The 18,403-nt window shown below is 45.9% G+C and carries 18 protein-coding genes; 9 read left to right on the plus strand and 9 right to left on the minus strand.

Going from position 1 to position 18,403, the window contains the following annotated elements:
• Window positions 1–58: 58 nt before the first annotated feature.
• On the plus strand, window positions 59–1,261 hold the full coding sequence (gene gltS, locus HX778_RS21100) for a sodium/glutamate symporter (protein ID WP_038477209.1): 1,203 nt from the start codon (window positions 59–61) through the stop codon (window positions 1,259–1,261).
• Here gltS and recG read toward each other — a convergent pair.
• The 5 genes from recG to gmk are packed head-to-tail and all read right to left on the minus strand — an operon-like array spanning window position 1,258 to window position 7,129.
• Window positions 1,258–3,339, minus strand: coding sequence for an ATP-dependent DNA helicase RecG (gene recG / locus HX778_RS21105; protein WP_176982984.1), 2,082 nt, complete (start codon window positions 3,337–3,339; stop codon window positions 1,258–1,260). The two genes, gltS and recG, sit on opposite strands and share 4 nt — an antisense overlap.
• Before the next feature lie 3 nt (window positions 3,340–3,342).
• A complete protein-coding gene (gene trmH, locus HX778_RS21110; protein WP_038477203.1) occupies window positions 3,343–4,032 on the minus strand; it encodes a tRNA (guanosine(18)-2'-O)-methyltransferase TrmH in 690 nt (229 codons plus the stop codon).
• 4 nt (window positions 4,033–4,036) lie between these two features.
• Window positions 4,037–6,157 carry a bifunctional GTP diphosphokinase/guanosine-3',5'-bis pyrophosphate 3'-pyrophosphohydrolase gene (gene spoT, locus HX778_RS21115; RefSeq protein WP_038477200.1) on the minus strand — a complete coding sequence of 707 codons (2,121 nt, stop codon included), beginning with the start codon at window positions 6,155–6,157 and terminating at the stop codon, window positions 4,037–4,039.
• A gap of 18 nt (window positions 6,158–6,175) precedes the next feature.
• Window positions 6,176–6,451, minus strand: coding sequence for a DNA-directed RNA polymerase subunit omega (rpoZ, locus tag HX778_RS21120; RefSeq protein ID WP_008457417.1), 276 nt, complete (start codon window positions 6,449–6,451; stop codon window positions 6,176–6,178).
• A gap of 54 nt (window positions 6,452–6,505) precedes the next feature.
• Window positions 6,506–7,129, minus strand: coding sequence for a guanylate kinase (gene gmk, locus HX778_RS21125; protein WP_038477197.1), 624 nt, complete (start codon window positions 7,127–7,129; stop codon window positions 6,506–6,508).
• A gap of 256 nt (window positions 7,130–7,385) precedes the next feature.
• Between gmk and ligB the strand changes: the two genes are divergently transcribed.
• Window positions 7,386–9,077 carry an NAD-dependent DNA ligase LigB gene (gene ligB / locus HX778_RS21130; protein ID WP_176982995.1) on the plus strand — a complete coding sequence of 564 codons (1,692 nt, stop codon included), beginning with the start codon at window positions 7,386–7,388 and terminating at the stop codon, window positions 9,075–9,077.
• Here ligB and HX778_RS21135 read toward each other — a convergent pair.
• A complete protein-coding gene (locus HX778_RS21135) occupies window positions 9,071–9,688 on the minus strand; it encodes a trimeric intracellular cation channel family protein (protein WP_038477194.1) in 618 nt (205 codons plus the stop codon). The genes ligB and HX778_RS21135 overlap by 7 nt on opposite strands.
• A 187-nt stretch (window positions 9,689–9,875) precedes the next feature.
• Between HX778_RS21135 and HX778_RS21140 the strand changes: the two genes are divergently transcribed.
• From HX778_RS21140 to HX778_RS21170, 7 genes are all read left to right on the plus strand, one after another.
• Window positions 9,876–10,265, plus strand: coding sequence for a hypothetical protein (locus HX778_RS21140; protein ID WP_176982985.1), 390 nt, complete (start codon window positions 9,876–9,878; stop codon window positions 10,263–10,265).
• A 220-nt stretch (window positions 10,266–10,485) separates the two neighbouring features.
• Complete coding sequence (locus HX778_RS21145; RefSeq protein ID WP_176982986.1) at window positions 10,486–10,650, plus strand: hypothetical protein; 165 nt, start codon at window positions 10,486–10,488, stop codon at window positions 10,648–10,650.
• Window positions 10,647–12,047 carry a UvrD-helicase domain-containing protein gene (locus HX778_RS21150; protein ID WP_176982987.1) on the plus strand — a complete coding sequence of 467 codons (1,401 nt, stop codon included), beginning with the start codon at window positions 10,647–10,649 and terminating at the stop codon, window positions 12,045–12,047. Before HX778_RS21145 ends, HX778_RS21150 begins: the two co-directional genes overlap by 4 nt.
• The gene (locus HX778_RS21155) at window positions 12,047–12,718 is read left to right on the plus strand and encodes a DarT ssDNA thymidine ADP-ribosyltransferase family protein (RefSeq protein ID WP_176982988.1); all 672 of its coding nucleotides are present in this window, start codon (window positions 12,047–12,049) and stop codon (window positions 12,716–12,718) included. Before HX778_RS21150 ends, HX778_RS21155 begins: the two co-directional genes overlap by 1 nt.
• On the plus strand, window positions 12,718–14,418 hold the full coding sequence (locus HX778_RS21160) for an ADP-ribosylglycohydrolase family protein (protein ID WP_176982989.1): 1,701 nt from the start codon (window positions 12,718–12,720) through the stop codon (window positions 14,416–14,418). Before HX778_RS21155 ends, HX778_RS21160 begins: the two co-directional genes overlap by 1 nt.
• A gap of 76 nt (window positions 14,419–14,494) precedes the next feature.
• The gene (locus tag HX778_RS21165; protein WP_176982990.1) at window positions 14,495–15,367 is read left to right on the plus strand and encodes a hypothetical protein; all 873 of its coding nucleotides are present in this window, start codon (window positions 14,495–14,497) and stop codon (window positions 15,365–15,367) included.
• Window positions 15,354–15,800 carry a hypothetical protein gene (locus tag HX778_RS21170; protein WP_176982991.1) on the plus strand — a complete coding sequence of 149 codons (447 nt, stop codon included), beginning with the start codon at window positions 15,354–15,356 and terminating at the stop codon, window positions 15,798–15,800. Before HX778_RS21165 ends, HX778_RS21170 begins: the two co-directional genes overlap by 14 nt.
• Before the next feature lie 67 nt (window positions 15,801–15,867).
• Here HX778_RS21170 and HX778_RS21175 read toward each other — a convergent pair whose 3' ends face one another.
• The 3 genes from HX778_RS21175 to HX778_RS21185 form a co-directional block, all read right to left on the minus strand.
• Window positions 15,868–16,926: a hypothetical protein gene (locus tag HX778_RS21175; RefSeq protein WP_176982992.1), complete on the minus strand. Its 1,059-nt coding sequence runs from the start codon at window positions 16,924–16,926 to the stop codon at window positions 15,868–15,870.
• 187 nt (window positions 16,927–17,113) lie between these two features.
• Window positions 17,114–17,317, minus strand: a complete 204-nt coding sequence (locus HX778_RS21180; RefSeq protein ID WP_370527409.1) for a helix-turn-helix transcriptional regulator — start codon at window positions 17,315–17,317, stop codon at window positions 17,114–17,116.
• Between the two features lie 451 nt (window positions 17,318–17,768).
• The gene (locus tag HX778_RS21185) at window positions 17,769–18,143 is read right to left on the minus strand and encodes a helix-turn-helix domain-containing protein (RefSeq protein WP_176982994.1); all 375 of its coding nucleotides are present in this window, start codon (window positions 18,141–18,143) and stop codon (window positions 17,769–17,771) included.
• Window positions 18,144–18,403 lie beyond the last annotated feature (260 nt).

An 18,403-nucleotide genomic window follows, 5' to 3' on the forward strand; every position in this document is an offset into this window, starting at 1 on the left:
AAACAGCAAAGGATAATTAAGCGCGCGACTAATGGATGCGCAATAAAGGAGCACTGCAATGTTTCATCTTGATACCCTTTCTACTCTGGTGGCCGCTACGTTAGTCCTGCTTCTGGGGCGTAAAATGGTCCACTCCGTCCCTTTTCTCAAGAAGTACACCATTCCTGAACCCGTCGCTGGTGGGCTGCTGGTCGCCGTTGCGCTGCTGGTCCTGAAAAAAAGTATGGGTTGGGAAATTGAGTTTGATATGAGCCTCAAAGATCCTTTGATGCTCGCTTTCTTTGCCACTATCGGCCTGAACGCCAATATCGCCAGCTTGCGCAAGGGCGGGAAGGTGGTGGGGATTTTCCTGCTTATCGTCGTTGGGCTGCTGGTGATGCAGAACGCTATTGGCATCGGTATGGCCAGCATGCTGGGGCTCGATCCGCTGATGGGGCTGCTGGCAGGCTCGATAACCTTATCCGGCGGGCACGGTACCGGTGCGGCCTGGGGCAAGCTCTTTACCGAGCGCTATGGCTTCCAGAATGCGACGGAGGTTGCCATGGCCTGTGCGACCTTTGGCCTGGTGCTGGGGGGGTTAATTGGCGGCCCGGTTGCTCGCTATCTGGTGAGGCATTCTTCTACGCCGAATGGCGCCCCGGATGATAATGAAATTCCCGGCGCGTTTGAAAAGCCTGACGTAGGGCGTGTCATTACGTCCCTGGTGCTGATTGAAACTATTGCCCTGATTGCCATTTGCCTGACGGCCGGACGCGTCGTTGCCGGATTGCTGCAGGGGACGCTGTTTGAGCTGCCGACGTTTGTCTGCGTGCTGTTTGTCGGCGTCATTCTCAGTAATTTACTGGCGGCGGTGGGGTTTTACCGCGTCTACGAGCGTGCGGTTTCGGTGTTGGGCAACGTTTGCCTGTCGCTGTTCCTGGCGATGGCGTTAATGAGCCTTAAACTTTGGGAGCTGGCTTCTCTGGCGCTGCCTATGCTGGCTATTCTGGCCGTTCAAACGCTGTTTATGGCGCTATATGCCATCTTTGTGACCTGGCGTTTTATGGGCAAAAATTACGATGCGGCGGTGCTGGCCGCCGGTCACTGTGGTTTTGGCATGGGCGCCACGCCGACGGCTATCGCTAACATGCAGGCAATTACCGAGCGGTTTGGCCCGTCGCATATGGCGTTTCTGGTGGTGCCGATGGTGGGAGCGTTCTTTATCGACATCGTGAATGCGGTGGTGATCAAGCTGTTCTTGATGCTGCCGCTGTTTGCTTAAGCGTTGGAGTAGCGTTCGGTTTCCGGCATCCAGCGTTCAATCAGCGCCTTAGCCTGTTCGGGATAGCGTTCGTGAATATGGCGCGCCAGGCGCTGAACCTGCGGGATCATCCCCTGGTCCCGCAGCAGGTCGGCCACTTTGAATTCTGCGTTACCCGTCTGGCGAGTTCCAAGCAGCTCGCCAGGCCCTCGAATCTCCAGGTCTTTTTGCGCAATCACAAAGCCATCGTTGCTGTCTCTCAGCACCTGCAGGCGAAGCTGCGCCGTTTTGGATAGCGGGGATTTGTACAGCAACACGCAATGAGAGGCCACCGCGCCACGGCCTACGCGGCCGCGCAGCTGGTGGAGTTGCGCAAGCCCTAAACGTTCGGGGTTTTCAATAATCATCAGGCTGGCGTTGGGCACATCCACGCCGACTTCAATCACCGTGGTGGCGACCAGAAGATGCAGTTCACCTAGCTTAAAGGCCTGCATCACCGCCTGTTTTTCCTGCGGCTTCATACGCCCGTGCACCAGGCCAATATTAAGCTCCGGCAGCGCGGTTTTGAGCTCTTCCCAGGTGACTTCTGCCGCCTGGGCTTCCAGCAGTTCAGACTCTTCAATCAGCGTGCAAACCCAGTAAGCCTGGCGTTTCTCGTCGCGGCAGGCGCTGCGTACGCGCTCGATTATCTCGCCCCGTCGGGTATCGGCTATCGCAACGGTGGTGACCGGCGTTCGTCCCGGCGGCAGCTCGTCAATAACGGAAGTATCAAGGTCGGCATAGGCGGTCATCGCCAGCGTGCGCGGAATAGGGGTCGCGGTCATGATCAACTGATGAGGGTGAAAGCCCTGAATCTGGCCTTTTTCCCACAGCGCCAGGCGCTGATGAACGCCAAAACGGTGCTGTTCATCAATGATAACCAGCGCCAGTCCGGCAAACTGTACCTGTTCCTGGAAAATAGCGTGAGTGCCGACCACCATTGAAACCTGACCGCTGGCGATGGCTTCCTGTTGCGCAATTCTGGCCTTCCCTTTCTGCTTTCCGGCAAGCCAGCCCACTTCGATGCCTAATGGTTCAAACCACAGACGGAAGTTATTGGCGTGCTGTTCTGCCAGCAGCTCGGTAGGTGCCATCAGGCCAACCTGCTTCCCATGAGCAATAGCTCTCAGCGCGGCAAGTGCGGCAACCAGCGTTTTACCGGAACCCACATCGCCCTGTACCAGGCGCATCATGGGGACGTCCAGCGCCATATCGCGTTCTATTTCTGCCACGACTCGCGCCTGTGCCCCGGTAGGTTTAAAGGGCAGGGCAGCAAGCAGTTGGTTTTTTAGCTTGTCGTGATTGCCCAGCGGCAGCGCATGGTAACGCTGTGCCCCGGCGCGTAGTGCCAGCATGCTCAGGTTATGGGCCAGCAGTTCTTCGAGGATCAGCCGCTGCTGCGCAGGATGCTTACCGGTTTCGAGATCGGCCAGTTTCATGTCCGGCGGCGGGCGGTGCAGGGTGCGTAACGCTTCCGGCAGGCTCATCATGCCCTGGCTCAGCTCGGCGGGCAGAAGCTCGGTAATTGCGCAGGTATCCAGCAGCTCAAGCGCCTGATCGGTCAACTTACGCAGTGTGGCCTGGCGGATGCCTTCCGTGGTCGGGTAAACCGGCGTGAGTGTTTCCTGCAGATCCGGCGTGCTGAGATCCCCCTGAATGCGGTATTCAGGATGGAACATCTCGGCACCGTATTTACCGCGTTTGGCTTCACCGTAAGCGAGCACGCGCTTTCCGGTGGAAAGGCTGTTCTTCATCGCCGCGTTGAAATTAAAGAAGCGCAGGGTAAGAATGCCGGTGCCGTCGCTAATCTGGCAGGTCATCATTCGGCGGCCGCCGAAGGAGATATTGCAGTTCAGCACTTCACCTTCCACCGTGGCGTAAAGGCCGGGTTGGAGGTCGTTAATGGGGTAGAGATGGGTGCGGTCTTCGTAGCGAAGCGGCAGGTGCAGCAGTAAATCCTGAATCGTGTGCAGGCCAATTTTGGCCAGCTTGCCGCTCTGGCTGGCACCCACTCCGGCAAGCGTGCTTAGCGGTATGGCATCCAGCAGGCGGCCTTTCATGGCTTACTTCGCTGACTGCATCGTTGCCCACCATGCGGCATCAGCTTCTATCTCACCCTGCTGATTCACATGTGGGTACGGTAAGCCTTTACGGCGGGAGACGTTCGCCAGCACAGGGTAACCGCCTTCAAACAGCAATCTCTGCTGCTCTGATTCCGGTAACGTACTGTTTTCGCGGCGATACATGCCTGCATTTTGACGCTGGCGCTGAGCTTCATACAGAATCAGCGCGGAGGCAACGGAGACGTTCAGCGACTGCACCATGCCAATCATCGGGATGATGATGTCCTGGTCAGCAAGCGCTAGCGCCTCTTCGGTAATGCCGGTTTTTTCCTGCCCCATCAGAATGCAGGTTGGGCGGGTATAGTCTATCTCACGGAAATCGACGGCTTTATCGGAAAGATGAGTGGCCAGAATCTGCATTCCGCTGCTTTTTAGCTGAGTAACGGCCTCGCCGATAGTCTTGTGCGTTTTGACTTCAACCCAGGAGTTGCTTCCTGCAGCGGCAGACGCCATGGTGCGCATACGGTTTCCGGGCCAAACGGCGTGCACTTCATGCACGCCTACGGCATCGGCGGTACGGATGATGGCGGAGACGTTATGGGGCTTATGCACCTGCTCCATACACACGGTCAGGTCCGGCTGGCGTCTGGCGAGCATCTCGCAAATACGCGCATAACGTTGAGGATTCATAACACTAATTTCTGTTGCGGGTAACTTTAATCACATCCGGCATCACGCGAATTTTGCGCATGATGTTAGCCAGATGGACGCGATCCCGGGCTGTCAGACGAATAAAGGCGCTGTACACTCGGCCGTCTTTCTCTTCGGTATTCAGGCTTTGAATATTAGAGCCAGCGGTATTGATTGCCGCGGTGAGATTCGCCAAAGCGCCCTGGTGGTTAAACATGTCCACCTTGATCTCGGTGATGAACTCCTGCTCGGTCTCTTTATCCCACTCCACGGCCATAAACTTCTCAGGCTCTTTCTGGTAGCCACGAATATTTCGACAGGATTCATGGTGGATAACCAGCCCTTTGCCCGGGCTGACGTGAGCGACGATAGGATCGCCTGGAATTGGGCGGCAACACTTAGCGAAGGTGATCAATACGCCGTCGGCGCCTTTGATCGGTAAATTGCTGTGGCCTGTCGATGCCGTAGTACCGGGTTGAGCGGTAATCGACGATTCACCCTGCAGGTTTTTCGCCACCACCACGCTCATCGCGTTACCGAGGCCAATTTCAGCCAGTAGATCGTCAAGAGACGCAAGCTTCATGCGGTCCAGCTCACGCTGGAGATTTTCCGCCGGAATTTCTGCCAGTTTACGGCTACCGCCCAGCGCATGGTTGAGCAGACGGCGACCCAGGCTTACGGAGTCATCACGCTTAAGGTTTTTCAGCATCTGGCGAATTTTGGCGCGAGCTTTCGAGCTGACGACAAAATTGAGCCATGCGGCGTTTGGCCGCGCGCCAGGCGCAGTGATGATTTCGATAGTTTGCCCGCTGGTCAAAGACTGTGAAAGCGGGTACGGCTGGCGGTCGACGCGAGCGCCGACGCAAGCGTGGCCGATATCGGTATGCACGGCGTAGGCAAAGTCCACCGGCGTCGCGCCAGCGGGCAGCTCTACAATGCGGCCTTCCGGGGTGAAAACGTAAATCTCATCCGGGAACAGATCGGATTTTACGCTCTCGATAAATTCAAACGAACTACCGGCGCTTTGCTGCAGCTCCAGCAGGCTCTGCATCCAGCGCTGAGCGCGAATTTGCGCGGTAGTGCTGCTTTCGCCCTGTTCTTTATAAGCCCAGTGCGCAGCGACCCCCATTTCCGCCATCTGATCCATGTCTTCGGTACGGATTTGCACTTCAACCGGGACGCCGTGCGGCCCAATCATTGAGGTGTGCAGAGACTGATAGCCGTTCGCTTTCGGAATGGCGATGTAGTCTTTAACCCGGCCCGGACGAGGCTTGTAGAGGCTGTGCATTTGCCCGAGGACTCGATAGCAGGTGTCCATATCGTGGACAATGACGCGAAACGCGTAGATATCCATGATCGAATGGAAACGCTGTTCTTTGAGCGTCATCTTGCAGTAAATGGAGTAAAGGTGCTTCTCGCGACCGCTTACGCGGCAGGGGATGCCTGCTTCCTGTAAACGCCCGTCGATTTCCGAGAGGATCTTTTGAATCATCTCTTTGCGGTTACCGCGCGCCGCTTTTACCACTTCTTTTATGACGCGGTAGCGGTTTGGGTAAAGCGCTTCAAAGCCGAGCTCTTCCAGTTCGGTTTTCAGGTGATGAATACCGAGGCGGTGAGCGAGTGGGCTGTAGATTTCGAGGGTTTCACGGGCAATGCGTCGACGCTTATCCGGGCGCAGTGACCCGAGCGTACGCATGTTGTGGGTACGGTCAGCAAGCTTGATCAAAATGACGCGGATATCCTGCACCATCGCCATGATCATTTTGCGGAAGTTTTCGGCCTGAGCCTCTTTCTTATCGCGGAACTTCAGTTTGTCTAGCTTAGAAACCCCTTCCACCAGTTCGGCAACGCTTTTGCCAAACAGCTGTTCCATATCCTGGTAGGTGGCCGGGGTATCTTCAATCACGTCATGCAGAAGCGCTGCCATGAGCGTTTCATGGTCGAGTTTCATCTCGGCCAGGATACAGGCAACGGCGACTGGATGGGTGATATAGGGTTCACCGCTTGAACGAGTTTGTCCCTCGTGAGCATCACGTGCGACAAGGTATGCCTGCCGGAGGCGCTTAATTTGCTCCTCTGGCAGATAACTTTGAATCAGCTGATTCAGGCTTTCAAACAGATACAAGGGCTACCCGCAGGCTAATTAACGACGACCTTCAGCAATAGCAGTTACGGCCTGCAGTTCTGCGGCTTCCTGCTCTTGCTGTTCCTGGCGCTCACGCACATCGAGAATCTGGTTGGTGATCAACCCTTCTTCGATTTCACGCAGTGCGATAACGGTCGTTTTATCGTTTTCTTCCGGTACCAGCGGATCTTTACCGCCAACCTGCATCTGACGAGCGCGACGCGCGGCCACAAGTACCAGGTCAAAACGGTTACCAATTTTCTCTACAGCGTCCTGAACGGTTACGCGTGCCATAATTAAAATGCTCCACAGGTGAAGAAATGACTGGGCATGATACTGAAACTGGTATCAGTCTGCCAATAGTTTGCTGATTAAAGCGTCATGTCGCATCTTTTGGCGACCCATTCGTAGACGCTCGGCACGAATGATTATCTTTAAATCAGACAGGGCGGTATCGAAGTCGTCATTAACGATAAGGTAATCATACTCCGCATAGTGACTCATTTCCGCAACGGCTTGCGCCATGCGTTTTGCAATCACTTCTTCGCTGTCCTGGCCGCGGCCACGCAGGCGGCGGTCAAGCTCGTCTTTTGACGGCGGCAGAATAAAGATACTGCGGGCCTGAGGCATTTTCTGACGAATCTGCTCTGCACCCTGCCAGTCGATATCCAAAAATACATCCACGCCGGTTGCCAGGACGTTTTCAATCGCGCGACGCGACGTACCGTAGTAGTTACCAAACACTTCCGCATGCTCAAGAAAAGCGTCTTCAGCGATCATCTGCTGAAATTCGTCTTTGCTGACAAAGAAGTAATGTTCCCCGTGATTTTCACCAGGGCGCACACCACGAGTGGTATGAGAGATGGAAACCTGGGTGTCATACAGCGGTTGTGTCTTTAACAAAGCCTGGATGAGGCTGGATTTACCCGCGCCACTTGGAGCGGAAACAATATAAAGCGTGCCTTGAGCCATGAGTTCTAACTTAATCGGTATGCATAAAGGGAAGAGCGTCTACCGGCATATTATACACACCGCCGCCGTGGTACGTAGATTTTGTCATCGGCTGGCGCTTTTTTTCTCGTGTTTTACGCGATGTTTTCCACTTCTTTGCTGCTTTCTATGTAACAAAACAGGTTTTTAGGGCGCGATCTCGCGTGAGGAGTAATTCTCGCTCGTGAAAAATGCAGTACCTGGTTATACCTCCGCTGAGAAAGATAATGGGGGCAACATGAAAGGGATAGCATTAGTACTGAGCGTTGTTTTACTTAACGTCACGGCCACTGTGTCGGCCTCGTGCCCGGCATGGTCAGCGCTAAGAACACAGACAGAAATTGAAAGTCTGGCGAAGCGGCTCGCCATTCTGGATGACTCTTACTTTCAGCAGGGAAAAAGCCTGGTGAGTGATGCGGTTTACGACAACTTGCAGGCGACACTCTCCGTATGGCGGCGTTGTGTTAAGCCGGGAATAGATGGAGAACCCGTCAGGATGGGCTCCGCAGGGCGCTTCCCTCATCCTGTTGCACATACCGGACTCAAAAAGTTGCCGGATAAACGAGCTGTTGCTCTATGGGGGAAAGGGCGTCAGGGGTTATGGGTGCAGCCCAAAATTGACGGCGTGGCGATAACGCTGGTCTATCAACAGGGCCGGTTGGTGAAAATGCTCAGCCGCGGCGATGGCCTAAAGGGAGAGGACTGGACGCATAAAGCTGCCGGTATTGCTGCAATTCCTCCTCAGGTTTCTGGGCCACTTGCGAACAGCGTATTGCAGGGAGAACTTTTCCTGAAACGAGACGGCCATATTCAAAGCCAGATGGGGGGCATAAATGCGCGTTCTAAAGTTGCCGGGGAGATGTTGCGTACGGGACCCGTTAGCGAGCCGAACCTTCTGGGCGTATTTATATGGGCCTGGCCGGCGGGTCCTGAAGGTATGGTCGAAAAGGGAAAGATATTGCGTGATGAGGGATTTTCACTCACCGCGGCCTGGTCCATGCCGGTAGCCAATATTGACGAGGTGACCCGTCTGCGTGATAGCTGGTTTAACCAACCACTTCCTTTTGTCACGGATGGGGTTGTGATTCGCCAGCAACGTGAACCCCAGTCTACATTCTGGCAACCAGGCCAGGGAGAATGGGCCGTAGCTTGGAAATATCCTCCTGCAGAAAAAATCGCCGAAGTCCGTAACGTTGATTTTGCCGTTGGGCGTACCGGCAAGGTATCCGTCGTGCTTGAGCTGGAGGAGGTGCAGCTCGACGATAAACGTGTTCGGCGGGTGAACATTGGCTCGCTAAAACGCTGGAAAGAATGGGATGTCGTGGCCGGTGACAAAGTGAAAATCAGCCTGGCGGGTCAAGGAATACCTCGTGTGGACGAGGTTGTCTGGCGCGTCAGCCAGCGAGAAACATCAATACCAGAAATGGCTTCATTTACTCCAGTCAGCTGCCTTTATTCATCCGCAGAGTGTGCAGAACAATTTATTGCCCGTCTTACATGGATGAGCCAAAAGCCCGTGCTTGATTTAGCGGGAGTAAGCCAGAGTACCTGGCGGCATTTGCACATGCGCACGCGGCTTCAGCATATTTTTTCATGGCTGACGCTGAGCAGAGAAGAGGTGTCAGCTTTGCCCGGATTCTCTTCGAAAAAAACCGAGCTGCTATGGCATCAATTTTCTTTATCCCGAAAGCAGCCGTTTATTCGTTGGGTGATGGCTTTAGGAATGCCGCTGCCGCGAAGTGCGCATGAAGCCATCAAAGATAAGCGCTGGTATCAACTGGGAGACTGGACGCTATCACGTTGGCAAACTTTGCCCGGCGTGGGGCTTAAGCGGGCAAAGCAGTTAATGGATTTTATGAAACATCCACAGGTTGTTGCCCTGGCCACCTTCCTGGGCCAGTACAACATTCAGGGGTTTAGCCGTCAGTGATCGGCGTGCTTGTAATGAAAGACAGGCAGGCCAAGGCGCAGGCGAAGCGCAAGCAACCGAGCGGTGAATCCGAATAATAAGGTCGCAATCACCACGACGTCATGGCTGCTAACGTAGTGCTGAAGTGCGATATAAAGCACGGCCGAAGCAAAGGCGACACCGGCATACAGTTCTTTTTGGAACACCAGTGGAATGCGTTTGCAGAACATATCTCGCAGCACTCCGCCGAAGACTCCCGTGATCACGGCGGCAATGGTCGCAATGATAGGGCCTTCACCCATATCAAGGGCAACCTGAGCACCGATGATAGAGAAAACAACCAGACCCAGCGCATCAAGTACCAAAAAGAGTTTACGCAGGTGTGGCATCACCGGGGCCATGATAGTGGTGAGTACCGCCGCGATGGCAACAATCACAACGTACTCGGGGTGTTTCACCCAGCCGAGGGGATAGTGGCCAAGCAGAATATCGCGAACTGAACCTCCGCCCAGTGCCGTAGCGGTTGCGATGATAATGACGCCAAACGTATCCATGCGGCGGCGGCCGGCGGCAAGCGCCCCGGTCATGGCTTCCGCCGTGATACCAATCAGATAAAGGATGTGTAGCAGCATGTCTGTCCCCTCAGAAAACAGGTGGAGGGTAACGTTTTGTGTGCTGTATCACGATTGAGATTTTCTAAGTTGAATGAAAAATGATTAGTTTTATTTATCCAAAAATGAAGGTTTGTTCCTTCTGTGTTGAAGTTTGTTTGATTATTTTTTTGATAAATGGATTAGTAAAATTATTTAAGGAGGGTCGATGAAAATACTGGCGATGTTAAAAGCGCTAGCGAACGGCATCCATCCAGAGACAGGAGAGATTTTGACCGCCGAATCGACAGCAAATAAGCCGGAAGCAATACGAATACTGTTTGCCCTGATAGAGGAGCTGTCGGCTACGCCGGAAAAACAGAAAAAAACAAAGCTGACGCCGGAGGAAAAACAGCAGCGTAACCTTGCAGAGGGGCGCCCGGCAAAGTCTTACTTCCCCTGGACTGAAGAAGAGAAAGTAATCCTGGCGGAACGTTTTGGGCAAAGTGAGGCTATTGAAGCCTTAGGCGGTGAGTTTGGACGTTCTGCGCGTGCGGTGGCTATTCAGCTAGAAAAGATGGGGCTCATTACGGCGGAGCAGCGTTTAGCGTATACGTAAAAAGAAAAAGCCTGCTGAACGCAGGCTTATACGGCATCACTCGATATTCTGAATCTGAATGTTGAATTTTGCATTAGTGTATTGTTTTTATTGGATTTTATTTTGAGTTGCCGTCTTTTAAGTACACCCTTATGTACATGATATTAGCCATTGATATCAACTAAGGTAGCATGATTAAGTCCAAACCGTCGGGTAAGTGCACCTACCATGGGGTTGGCCAATGAAAAACGTCTGGAAAATCCAAAATAATCAACGCATTGAAGGGGGGCTCACATACGAGCAAAAAAAACTTGACCTAAAAGGCCAAAACGGAGAAGTATCCTTAATGAATGCAATGAGTTTTTTCTTAAAAAATTTGTTGTTAGCCAATAAGGAGATTGCATGAAGGTATTGAGTAACATAAGACCTACACCTGAACAGCTTTCATTGGTTGGACAGAACAGAGAGGGGGTAGAAGTTATTTGTGGGGCCGCAGGTAGTGGGAAAACCACAACGGCCTTACTGAGGCTAAAATCCCTATGCTACATGTTTAATGTAAGACATCAGAGAGAGGGAAATACAGATCCTGTAAAAATACTGGTATTAACTTTCAATAAAACACTAGCTGGATATATAACAGAACTTGTGCATAGTCAACTACCTAATACCATTGACGTTGAATTGGAAATAAGTACGTTTAGTAAGTGGGCATATCACAATGTTAGGCCAGAGAAAGAAATTATAAGTTATTCAAGTGGTCTCCTATATTCTTACGCCCGCGCTATCGATTCCTTATCTCATGATTATGTTGTGAATGAAGTTGAGTATCTTCTTGGAAGATTCAAACCAGAGAATTTAGCTGATTACATTACAGCGGAGAGAACAGGCAGAGGTATTAGTCCAAGAGTAGAAAGAACAGTCCGTCAGAGGATTTTAGACGAGGTAGTGACCCCATATAAAGGAAAATTACAACAAAACAATGCCGTAGACTGGAATGACATTGCTGTAGCAATGAGAGAAGAAGTTGATTGCTTGGGTTATGAAATCGTAGTGGTCGATGAATGTCAGGATTTTACAGCAAATCAACTACGAGCTATTAAACATCATTTAGGCGAACATCATACGGCTACCTTTGTAACCGATACAGTTCAACGAATTTATGCAAGAGGGTATACATGGGCAGAAGCTGGTTATGATGTAAGGCCTGAGCGTTCTCATATTCTCAGAGCGAACTATAGGAATACAAGAGAAATAGCTGCGTTCGCAGCATCAGTTATATCAGGAATTAATGTTGAGGCGGATGGAGCATTACCAAATTTAAATGAAGCTAATTCATCAGGAAACCTACCGAAAGTGATTGTTGGTTTTTATAACAATCAAGTCCAATATGCTTTAGAATACATAAAAAATAATGTAGATCTGACATCCGAAACTGTAGCTTTCTTACATCCTAAAGGTTGGTCTGGATATCTAAAGTCAAATTTGACAAGAAGTGGAATTTCCTTTGTTGATATTACAAGAGCTGATTGTTGGCCAGATGATGAAGAGGTTAACGTTGCCATTTCAACGTTCCATTCAGCCAAAGGACTTGAATTTGATTATGTCTTTATTCTTGGGTTAAGTGACGAGAGTACAGTTTATCCAGAAGAATTGATCGATGATCAATTACTTGTGTTAAGGCGACTGCTTGCTGTAGCTATTGCGAGAGCTAAGAAAGATGTAATTATAGGTTATAAATATGGAGAAGAATCAGATTTAATTAGATTTTTTTCCCAAGGGACATTCACTGAGGTGATCTTATAATGGAAAAAGAAACATATGAAAGAAGAGGTGTTAATGAAGTAGTGCATTTCACTACTAATAAAGGACTGCTTGGTACCCTTGCATGTGATTTGCTTTTATCTCGCCATCGTTTACCAGAAAATGAGCTTTTACAATATATTATTTTTAATAATGCTGAGGTTAGACCTGAGCATTCAGAATATTTTGATAAAAGTGAAAACTGGATTGACTTTGTTAACCTATCATTATCTGAAATTAATAGAAGATATTTTGATGTGTCAAAAAATAAATGGCATGAAGGGAAAAATATTTTCTGGGTAATATTGTCATTTGATCCAATAATAATGACGCATGAGAATGTATACTTTGCAACCACAAATAATGCCTATCCTTACTGTGAACGAAAAAAAGGGGCAGAAGGATTTGAAAATCTGTTTTCTGACGAAGTTAAACGGAAAGATGGCTACTATGGCATTTGGAAAGCAAAGAGGTTAAATCGTGGTAGCCACCTAGCAACTTGTGAGCAGGCTGAAATTTTGTACCCTGCAGGTGTGCCGGTGAAACATCTAAAACGTATCTATGTAAGGACAGAAGAAGAATATGATATTGTAGGGGGGTGGCTCGCAGAGTTCCATGACCAATATGTTGAAGTGTGCATTTCACCAGCTAAATTTGAGGGGATACCAAATTGATGAGTGAAGAATACGAAAAAAATCATAGCTTTGCTCGACGTAAAGCCGTGCCTAAAAATATTGTTAACTCTTCATTATGGGCTGCTGCTGGGGATTCAATTGGTTGGATCTCTGAGCTCGTAAACGGAAAAGCGGGGCTGGAAAGGCGCATCGGTTCACAGCGACTTAGTAAGCCAGTTGCATGGAGCCGGATTGTAGGCGGTCGAGGCGGCCCCAAAGTCGCTTTGCCAGCAGGCACATACTCCGATGATACCCAGCTCAGATTAGCTGTATCCCGGTCAATCAGAGGTAACGGTTTTTTTGACGTAGAAAATTTTGCGAAAATTGAACTTACTGTATGGCCTAGTTATGCCTTAGGTGGCGGTGTAGGGACTAAAACTGCTGCGCAAAATTTAGCAAAAAGAACGGTAAATTGGTTCAATAATTTTTACTCCACTGGCCGGCAGTCTTATTTTACTAGCGGTGGTAATGGCGCAGCCATGCGTATCCAACCGCATGTTTGGTCTTCAAGTGGTAGCCGTTCGGAAGATGAAATACTTCTAGATGTGCTTAAGGATTCTTTAGTTACACATGGACACCCTCATGGTTTTTGTGGTGCAATATTCCATGCGAAAACTTTATTAGACATATTATTATATAATAAAGTACCTAACATTCGGGACTGGAAAAGATATATAGAATCATTTTCTATTATTCCAAGTTTAATTAGAATGGACTCTCAATTGTCTTCTTTCTGGTTAGCAGAGTGGGAGAGCAATAATGAATTGTCGTTAGATGATTCAATACATAAATGCCAAGAAGAAATATTGAATGATATAGAAAATATTACTTCGATTCTTCATGATAATAAAGAGAAAGCATATCGAAGAATTCTAGAGATCACTGGTTGCTTAACAGATCGATACCGTGGTTCAGGTATAAAAACAGCTTTAGTATCAGCAGTCTTAGCTTATATTTACCAGCGCGATAATATTGAAAATGCTTTAGTATGTGCTGCAAATGAGATTGATAGTGACACTGATACTATCGCTAGTATGTGTGGAGCTCTTTTAGGAGCTTATTCAGAACAGGAGGTTACATGGCCTCTACAGGATCGTGAATATTTAATTTCTGAATCTATGCGACTAGCAAATATTGAGGGATCTAATAGTCAACGAAGTTTTGAGTATCCTAAAATACAAAGTTGGATTCCGCCGTATAAACAAAACGATGCCGTGGGAATAGTTGAGAATAATTTTGCCTTAGTTGGATTGGGCATGTTGACTAATATTGATGAGCGATATTATGAAGCAAATAATGCTTGTTGGCAGTGGTTTAAATTGCCTTTTGGTCAAACAATCCTTGTAAAAAGAAAATCTGATAGCATTAGAGAGATACATGAAAGTCAGTTGCCAGATTTTACTCCAAGAGCTAAAGCCACCAAGAGTGAAGTTATAAAAGAAAATGATTCCAAGGATGAATCTTTTACTAAAACTAACGTTATTGTAAAGCAAGGTGATCTTTTCGGAAGAGAAGCTGACCCAAAAGATTGGCTTGATAGCATTACAGATGTAGTAATAAATTCAAATTTTGATGATGTAACACTGGGGCGAATGCTAAATGAATGTATCAATAAAACACAATCAGTTCAGATGGCTGTCAGTTTTTCCGCAATAATAGCTAAGGCCAAAATTGTCAGGCAACGTAAAAATAAAGAATAATAAGCGTATAATTAATAAATATTAAAAGAGGAGAGTTCTCCTCTTTTGTTTAAATGTTCTGAGGAAAAGGATTAGAATGGAGAACATCTCTTTAGCGATAAGATTTGATTACAGCGAAAACCGTAAGAATCCTGAGGATGTTCTGGTTATCCTTAGTGAATATGTGAAATTTTATAGAAATATTGGTTTAATAGCGTTAGATTCTATTAATGAAAAGGATTGCGCTTTATTTGATTTAGTCAGCCTGCAAGATGGATCGGCAATAGCGTGGATTAAATGTAGATTTTCTAAATGGAATGACTTTATCTTTAATTCAGCACAAGAGCTTGCTAACTACTTAGATAGTAATTCCGAGATTTCAACATTAGAGGATTTAAATAAGATATCAAATGATTTATCAGAATTTATCGTTAGTAGTACTGATCAAAAAATAAAAATAGAACCCTTCATTGATGTTGAACTACTAGGTAAAGTTCTATCTGATTATTCAGATCTAAATCTAAAACTTCTTTCGGATGAAAGTGCCTCTATTGGAAGAGGTTATCCGGGAGAAACAAGTCACACGACATTCAAAACGCTAAATAAGAATTTTGTTTTTAATGACAACGTAATTGATATGTTCCAAAGTGAAGTAAAACATCATAAAAGAAAATCAAAGTTTTATGTCCATGTTCCTGTCAATAAAGGAAATACAGTTTGGCGATTAGAGGAATTAACTACTGAGAATAAATTTTCAGCGAAGGTTGTAAATAGCAATTGGTTAGATGATTATCAATCTGGGATTATTGATCCTATTGGACCTAAGGATCTTATGGAGGCAGTGGTAGAGTATGATGAAATTACTTCTAAAGACCATAAGAAAAAGAAAACTTTAAAAATCAAGAATGCCAAAATAGTTGAGATTATAGATATAGTAAGAAGTAGAGGAAAGCAAGATGAATTTTTCTAAAGTTACTCCTGAAGAAAAAAAATCTATGCTTGCAGATATCTATGGAGAAGCTATTTTTTTGATAATCCCTTTTCTTGGGTTGATATTTATTACGGTAATAAAAAACTCCACATCTTTAGCATCGATTCTTTCTTCATTACTACTAACTACTGATTGGTCACTAATGTCAGCGGTAGTGTTCGGTCAATGTGCATATAAAGTTTCTAGAGTTATACCTATTTGTGGGGAAAAAATAGATGGTAGAAGGTTCACTTATTATCTAGCGTTAAGAATTCTTTTCATATTCTCTTCGCTATTTGTATATGCCGCAATGGCTTTCAAACCTAACATATATCTTGGAATATTCCAGATAATATTATTTTCATCCTCTGTTTTTATCTTTTTCAAAGATAGTTTAGCATCTAGCATTTTATCAAAAAGGCATTCAAAATAATATGTATCTGATTTTTTAAGCTGTCATGGAAAGCACAACAGCTTAAGCATGTCCAAATGAACTTTCTCTAATCACCCCTATCCTTATATGCTAATGCAATTGTGAAGATTCCACTCAATTGTTTAACACATATTAGCCAACTTTCCCAAATAATGTCTTTTTCAAAGAAAGAGATTCGATGTTTTATGAAAATTCTTTGAATATCCCTAGGAATTCTAGAATATTTCATTTCTCTCTTGATGCAGCATTTCAGCGCATATGTGCTAGGTTCTGGCGGGATTGTGACAATATATTCGTTTTTTGATAAGTGATGCGTTAAATCTTTCGAATAGACTTGTAAACGTATAAAGGGATTTTCCATTTTGAGAATATCTTTAAGCATTAGTGGATTACCATTTTTGCTTGTTGGTCTAGAATTAGGCATGTATCGTGATTCTATTCGCAAGAATTTCTTATGTGTATTGAAATTAATTTTGATTAGATCGCTATTTTTCTCCCGTATTACACACTTATCATTAAACGCATCTAACTTTTCATAGCAGAGTAAATGTATTTTAGACCGGTTACTGCCAAGTTGAACGCCTGGTAAACTATTTTCCTCATTAAAATATTTCGTTTTTCCTGCTTGACGTAATTCCCATATGTAATCATGTAGGTATCGCTCATAAAGGTCGAGGGCAACATCAATTCGCGTAACCCATGCTCTTGCTAGCAAATGATAAACTATTTCCCCTAGTTGTAAGTTCATCCATGATAATAACTGGTCAATCTTTTTAGGAGTAAGATATTGTGGGTAGAAATCAAATCGTATACCTCCAGTGTTTTTATTAATTGGTGCGTAATCAATGCGCAATAATAAAGGGGATTCTTTTTTTCTTTCTCTTATTAATAATGCACTTTTGTATGGCATCTCTTCCTTATTCTTGATGTACTTTATTAAATATTTGCTTTTTATCTTCTGTCTTATTTTTTTTAGTTTTGCGTATGTTTTGTTTTTCTCTTCTTTGTTAATAAAGCTACTTACGATGGTGAGTTTATCTATCCTTATTTTTAGTAGATTACCATTTTTGTCTTTCCCAATTGGTAATGAAGTACATGTGTCTATATTTTTTTTATTGAGCAGCATTATTAATCCTTAAGGCTAATAGATCCATCTCCGGATGGATGATTGTATTATTTAATAAATAATTCTTGATGAACTTGGTAATAAAAAGAAGTTTTAAGGGGGAATTATCTACCCTAACTGTTAGTGATCTACTAATATATATGTGTGTCTATAACGGGCTATTAGAGGAAAAGTAATCAGAGCGTGGTTAATGCACTTTGAGACGCTCAGCTATCCACTCTAAAACCTCCTCTTCTCGCCATGCAACTGCGCGTACTCCGGTTAGGCTAACTTGCCGAGGAAACGCACCTGCTTCGATTTGTCGGTAGAGTGTTGCCCGAGAAATTGCACATAGTTCTAGAACAGTTTTGATCTTAATTAGGCGTTGATTCGACATTGTTTGAATCCACATAAAAGCGCATCGGATTGATACCTTAACGATTTACAGTTTTGCAGATTGAACGAGGAAAAAAGACATAACCTATTGAATTTTAAGGTTTATTAGATGTTTGAAAGTTTCGGAACTTTAGAGCTTCTAAAACTTTCGAAACTTTCGAGCTTCTAAAAGTTTTGAAATTTCTGGGTTTGAAAACAAAAGCTCAGTAACGGAAATTTCAGGTTTTCCATGTGAAAAGTTTCGTAGGTGCTGCACAAAAAAATGAGTTTTGAAGATCTTGTGAGCAGCTTCCTTTTGCTGTTCCATGTGGAATGTTACGAGCAAAAGCATAGATATTGTTAGGGAATTGGACAGAAGGTTAATGGTGATTTTTAATCAACGAACTACAAATGATTTAGAAACTAGAGTAAAACTTTAATGATAAGAACAGATATCTGTCTAAAATTTTTATTGAAAGATAAATTTATTAAGCGTATTCATCCAAGAACATGATTAAAACCCTGCGTTGTTCATGTGTTAAACGAGGCCAAATTTGTTCAAATCTACTCTTTAGGTCTACATCTTTCACTGGAACAAATTCTGGTTGTTCGTTATTACCAGATGAATTCTCATCAAAGCAATCAATGAAAAACCAACCAATTGGCGTATTCATTTTTATGGCAATATTTACAAGATGTGCGACATTGATTTTATTGGCTCCTCTTTCATAACGAGATAGTTGTTGTTGGGAAATATCCGCATACTCGGCTAATTGCTGTGCAGTCATGCCAAGTTCTTTTCTGCGCATCTGGATACGCTGACCAACCAGCTTATCAGTAACTTCGGATGCAAGCTTCGCCATTTTCCCGCCTTTTTCCAACTTCGATGTCTATAAAAGACATTTTGCGGGTGTTTTACTCTTGCATGAATATCGTTAATGGATTATAAATTGATTTTTACTCCTTTATGGATTGTTTGGCTTCAAGGAAGTTCATTTTTCTATCTTTCAGCTCCTATAAAAGGAACTTAACTGAAATTTGGTCTGGCTTCATTAACACTAGCAAGTAATAACTTTTTCTAAGAATCTATGATAATTGAGAGGTAATATGAACAATTCAACTA

It is taken from the genome of Cedecea sp. P7760, assembly GCF_013386425.1.
Taxonomy (GTDB): domain Bacteria; phylum Pseudomonadota; class Gammaproteobacteria; order Enterobacterales; family Enterobacteriaceae; genus Cedecea; species Cedecea selenatireducens.

What these genes read in the sequence shown, in the direction of transcription:
- gltS (WP_038477209.1), top strand. Translation starts at nt 59, where the DNA reads ATGTTTCATCTTGATACCCTTTCTACTCTGGTGGCCGCTACGTTAGTC.
- recG (WP_176982984.1), bottom strand. Translation starts at nt 3,339, where the DNA reads ATGAAAGGCCGCCTGCTGGATGCCATACCGCTAAGCACGCTTGCCGGA.
- trmH (WP_038477203.1), bottom strand. Translation starts at nt 4,032, where the DNA reads ATGAATCCTCAACGTTATGCGCGTATTTGCGAGATGCTCGCCAGACGC.
- rpoZ (WP_008457417.1), bottom strand. Translation starts at nt 6,451, where the DNA reads ATGGCACGCGTAACCGTTCAGGACGCTGTAGAGAAAATTGGTAACCGT.
- gmk (WP_038477197.1), bottom strand. Translation starts at nt 7,129, where the DNA reads ATGGCTCAAGGCACGCTTTATATTGTTTCCGCTCCAAGTGGCGCGGGT.
- ligB (WP_176982995.1), top strand. Translation starts at nt 7,386, where the DNA reads ATGAAAGGGATAGCATTAGTACTGAGCGTTGTTTTACTTAACGTCACG.
- HX778_RS21135 (WP_038477194.1), bottom strand. Translation starts at nt 9,688, where the DNA reads ATGCTGCTACACATCCTTTATCTGATTGGTATCACGGCGGAAGCCATG.
- HX778_RS21140 (WP_176982985.1), top strand. Translation starts at nt 9,876, where the DNA reads ATGAAAATACTGGCGATGTTAAAAGCGCTAGCGAACGGCATCCATCCA.
- HX778_RS21145 (WP_176982986.1), top strand. Translation starts at nt 10,486, where the DNA reads ATGAAAAACGTCTGGAAAATCCAAAATAATCAACGCATTGAAGGGGGG.
- HX778_RS21150 (WP_176982987.1), top strand. Translation starts at nt 10,647, where the DNA reads ATGAAGGTATTGAGTAACATAAGACCTACACCTGAACAGCTTTCATTG.
- HX778_RS21155 (WP_176982988.1), top strand. Translation starts at nt 12,047, where the DNA reads ATGGAAAAAGAAACATATGAAAGAAGAGGTGTTAATGAAGTAGTGCAT.
- HX778_RS21160 (WP_176982989.1), top strand. Translation starts at nt 12,718, where the DNA reads ATGAGTGAAGAATACGAAAAAAATCATAGCTTTGCTCGACGTAAAGCC.
- HX778_RS21165 (WP_176982990.1), top strand. Translation starts at nt 14,495, where the DNA reads ATGGAGAACATCTCTTTAGCGATAAGATTTGATTACAGCGAAAACCGT.
- HX778_RS21170 (WP_176982991.1), top strand. Translation starts at nt 15,354, where the DNA reads ATGAATTTTTCTAAAGTTACTCCTGAAGAAAAAAAATCTATGCTTGCA.
- HX778_RS21175 (WP_176982992.1), bottom strand. Translation starts at nt 16,926, where the DNA reads ATGCTGCTCAATAAAAAAAATATAGACACATGTACTTCATTACCAATT.
- HX778_RS21180 (WP_370527409.1), bottom strand. Translation starts at nt 17,317, where the DNA reads ATGTGGATTCAAACAATGTCGAATCAACGCCTAATTAAGATCAAAACT.
- HX778_RS21185 (WP_176982994.1), bottom strand. Translation starts at nt 18,143, where the DNA reads ATGGCGAAGCTTGCATCCGAAGTTACTGATAAGCTGGTTGGTCAGCGT.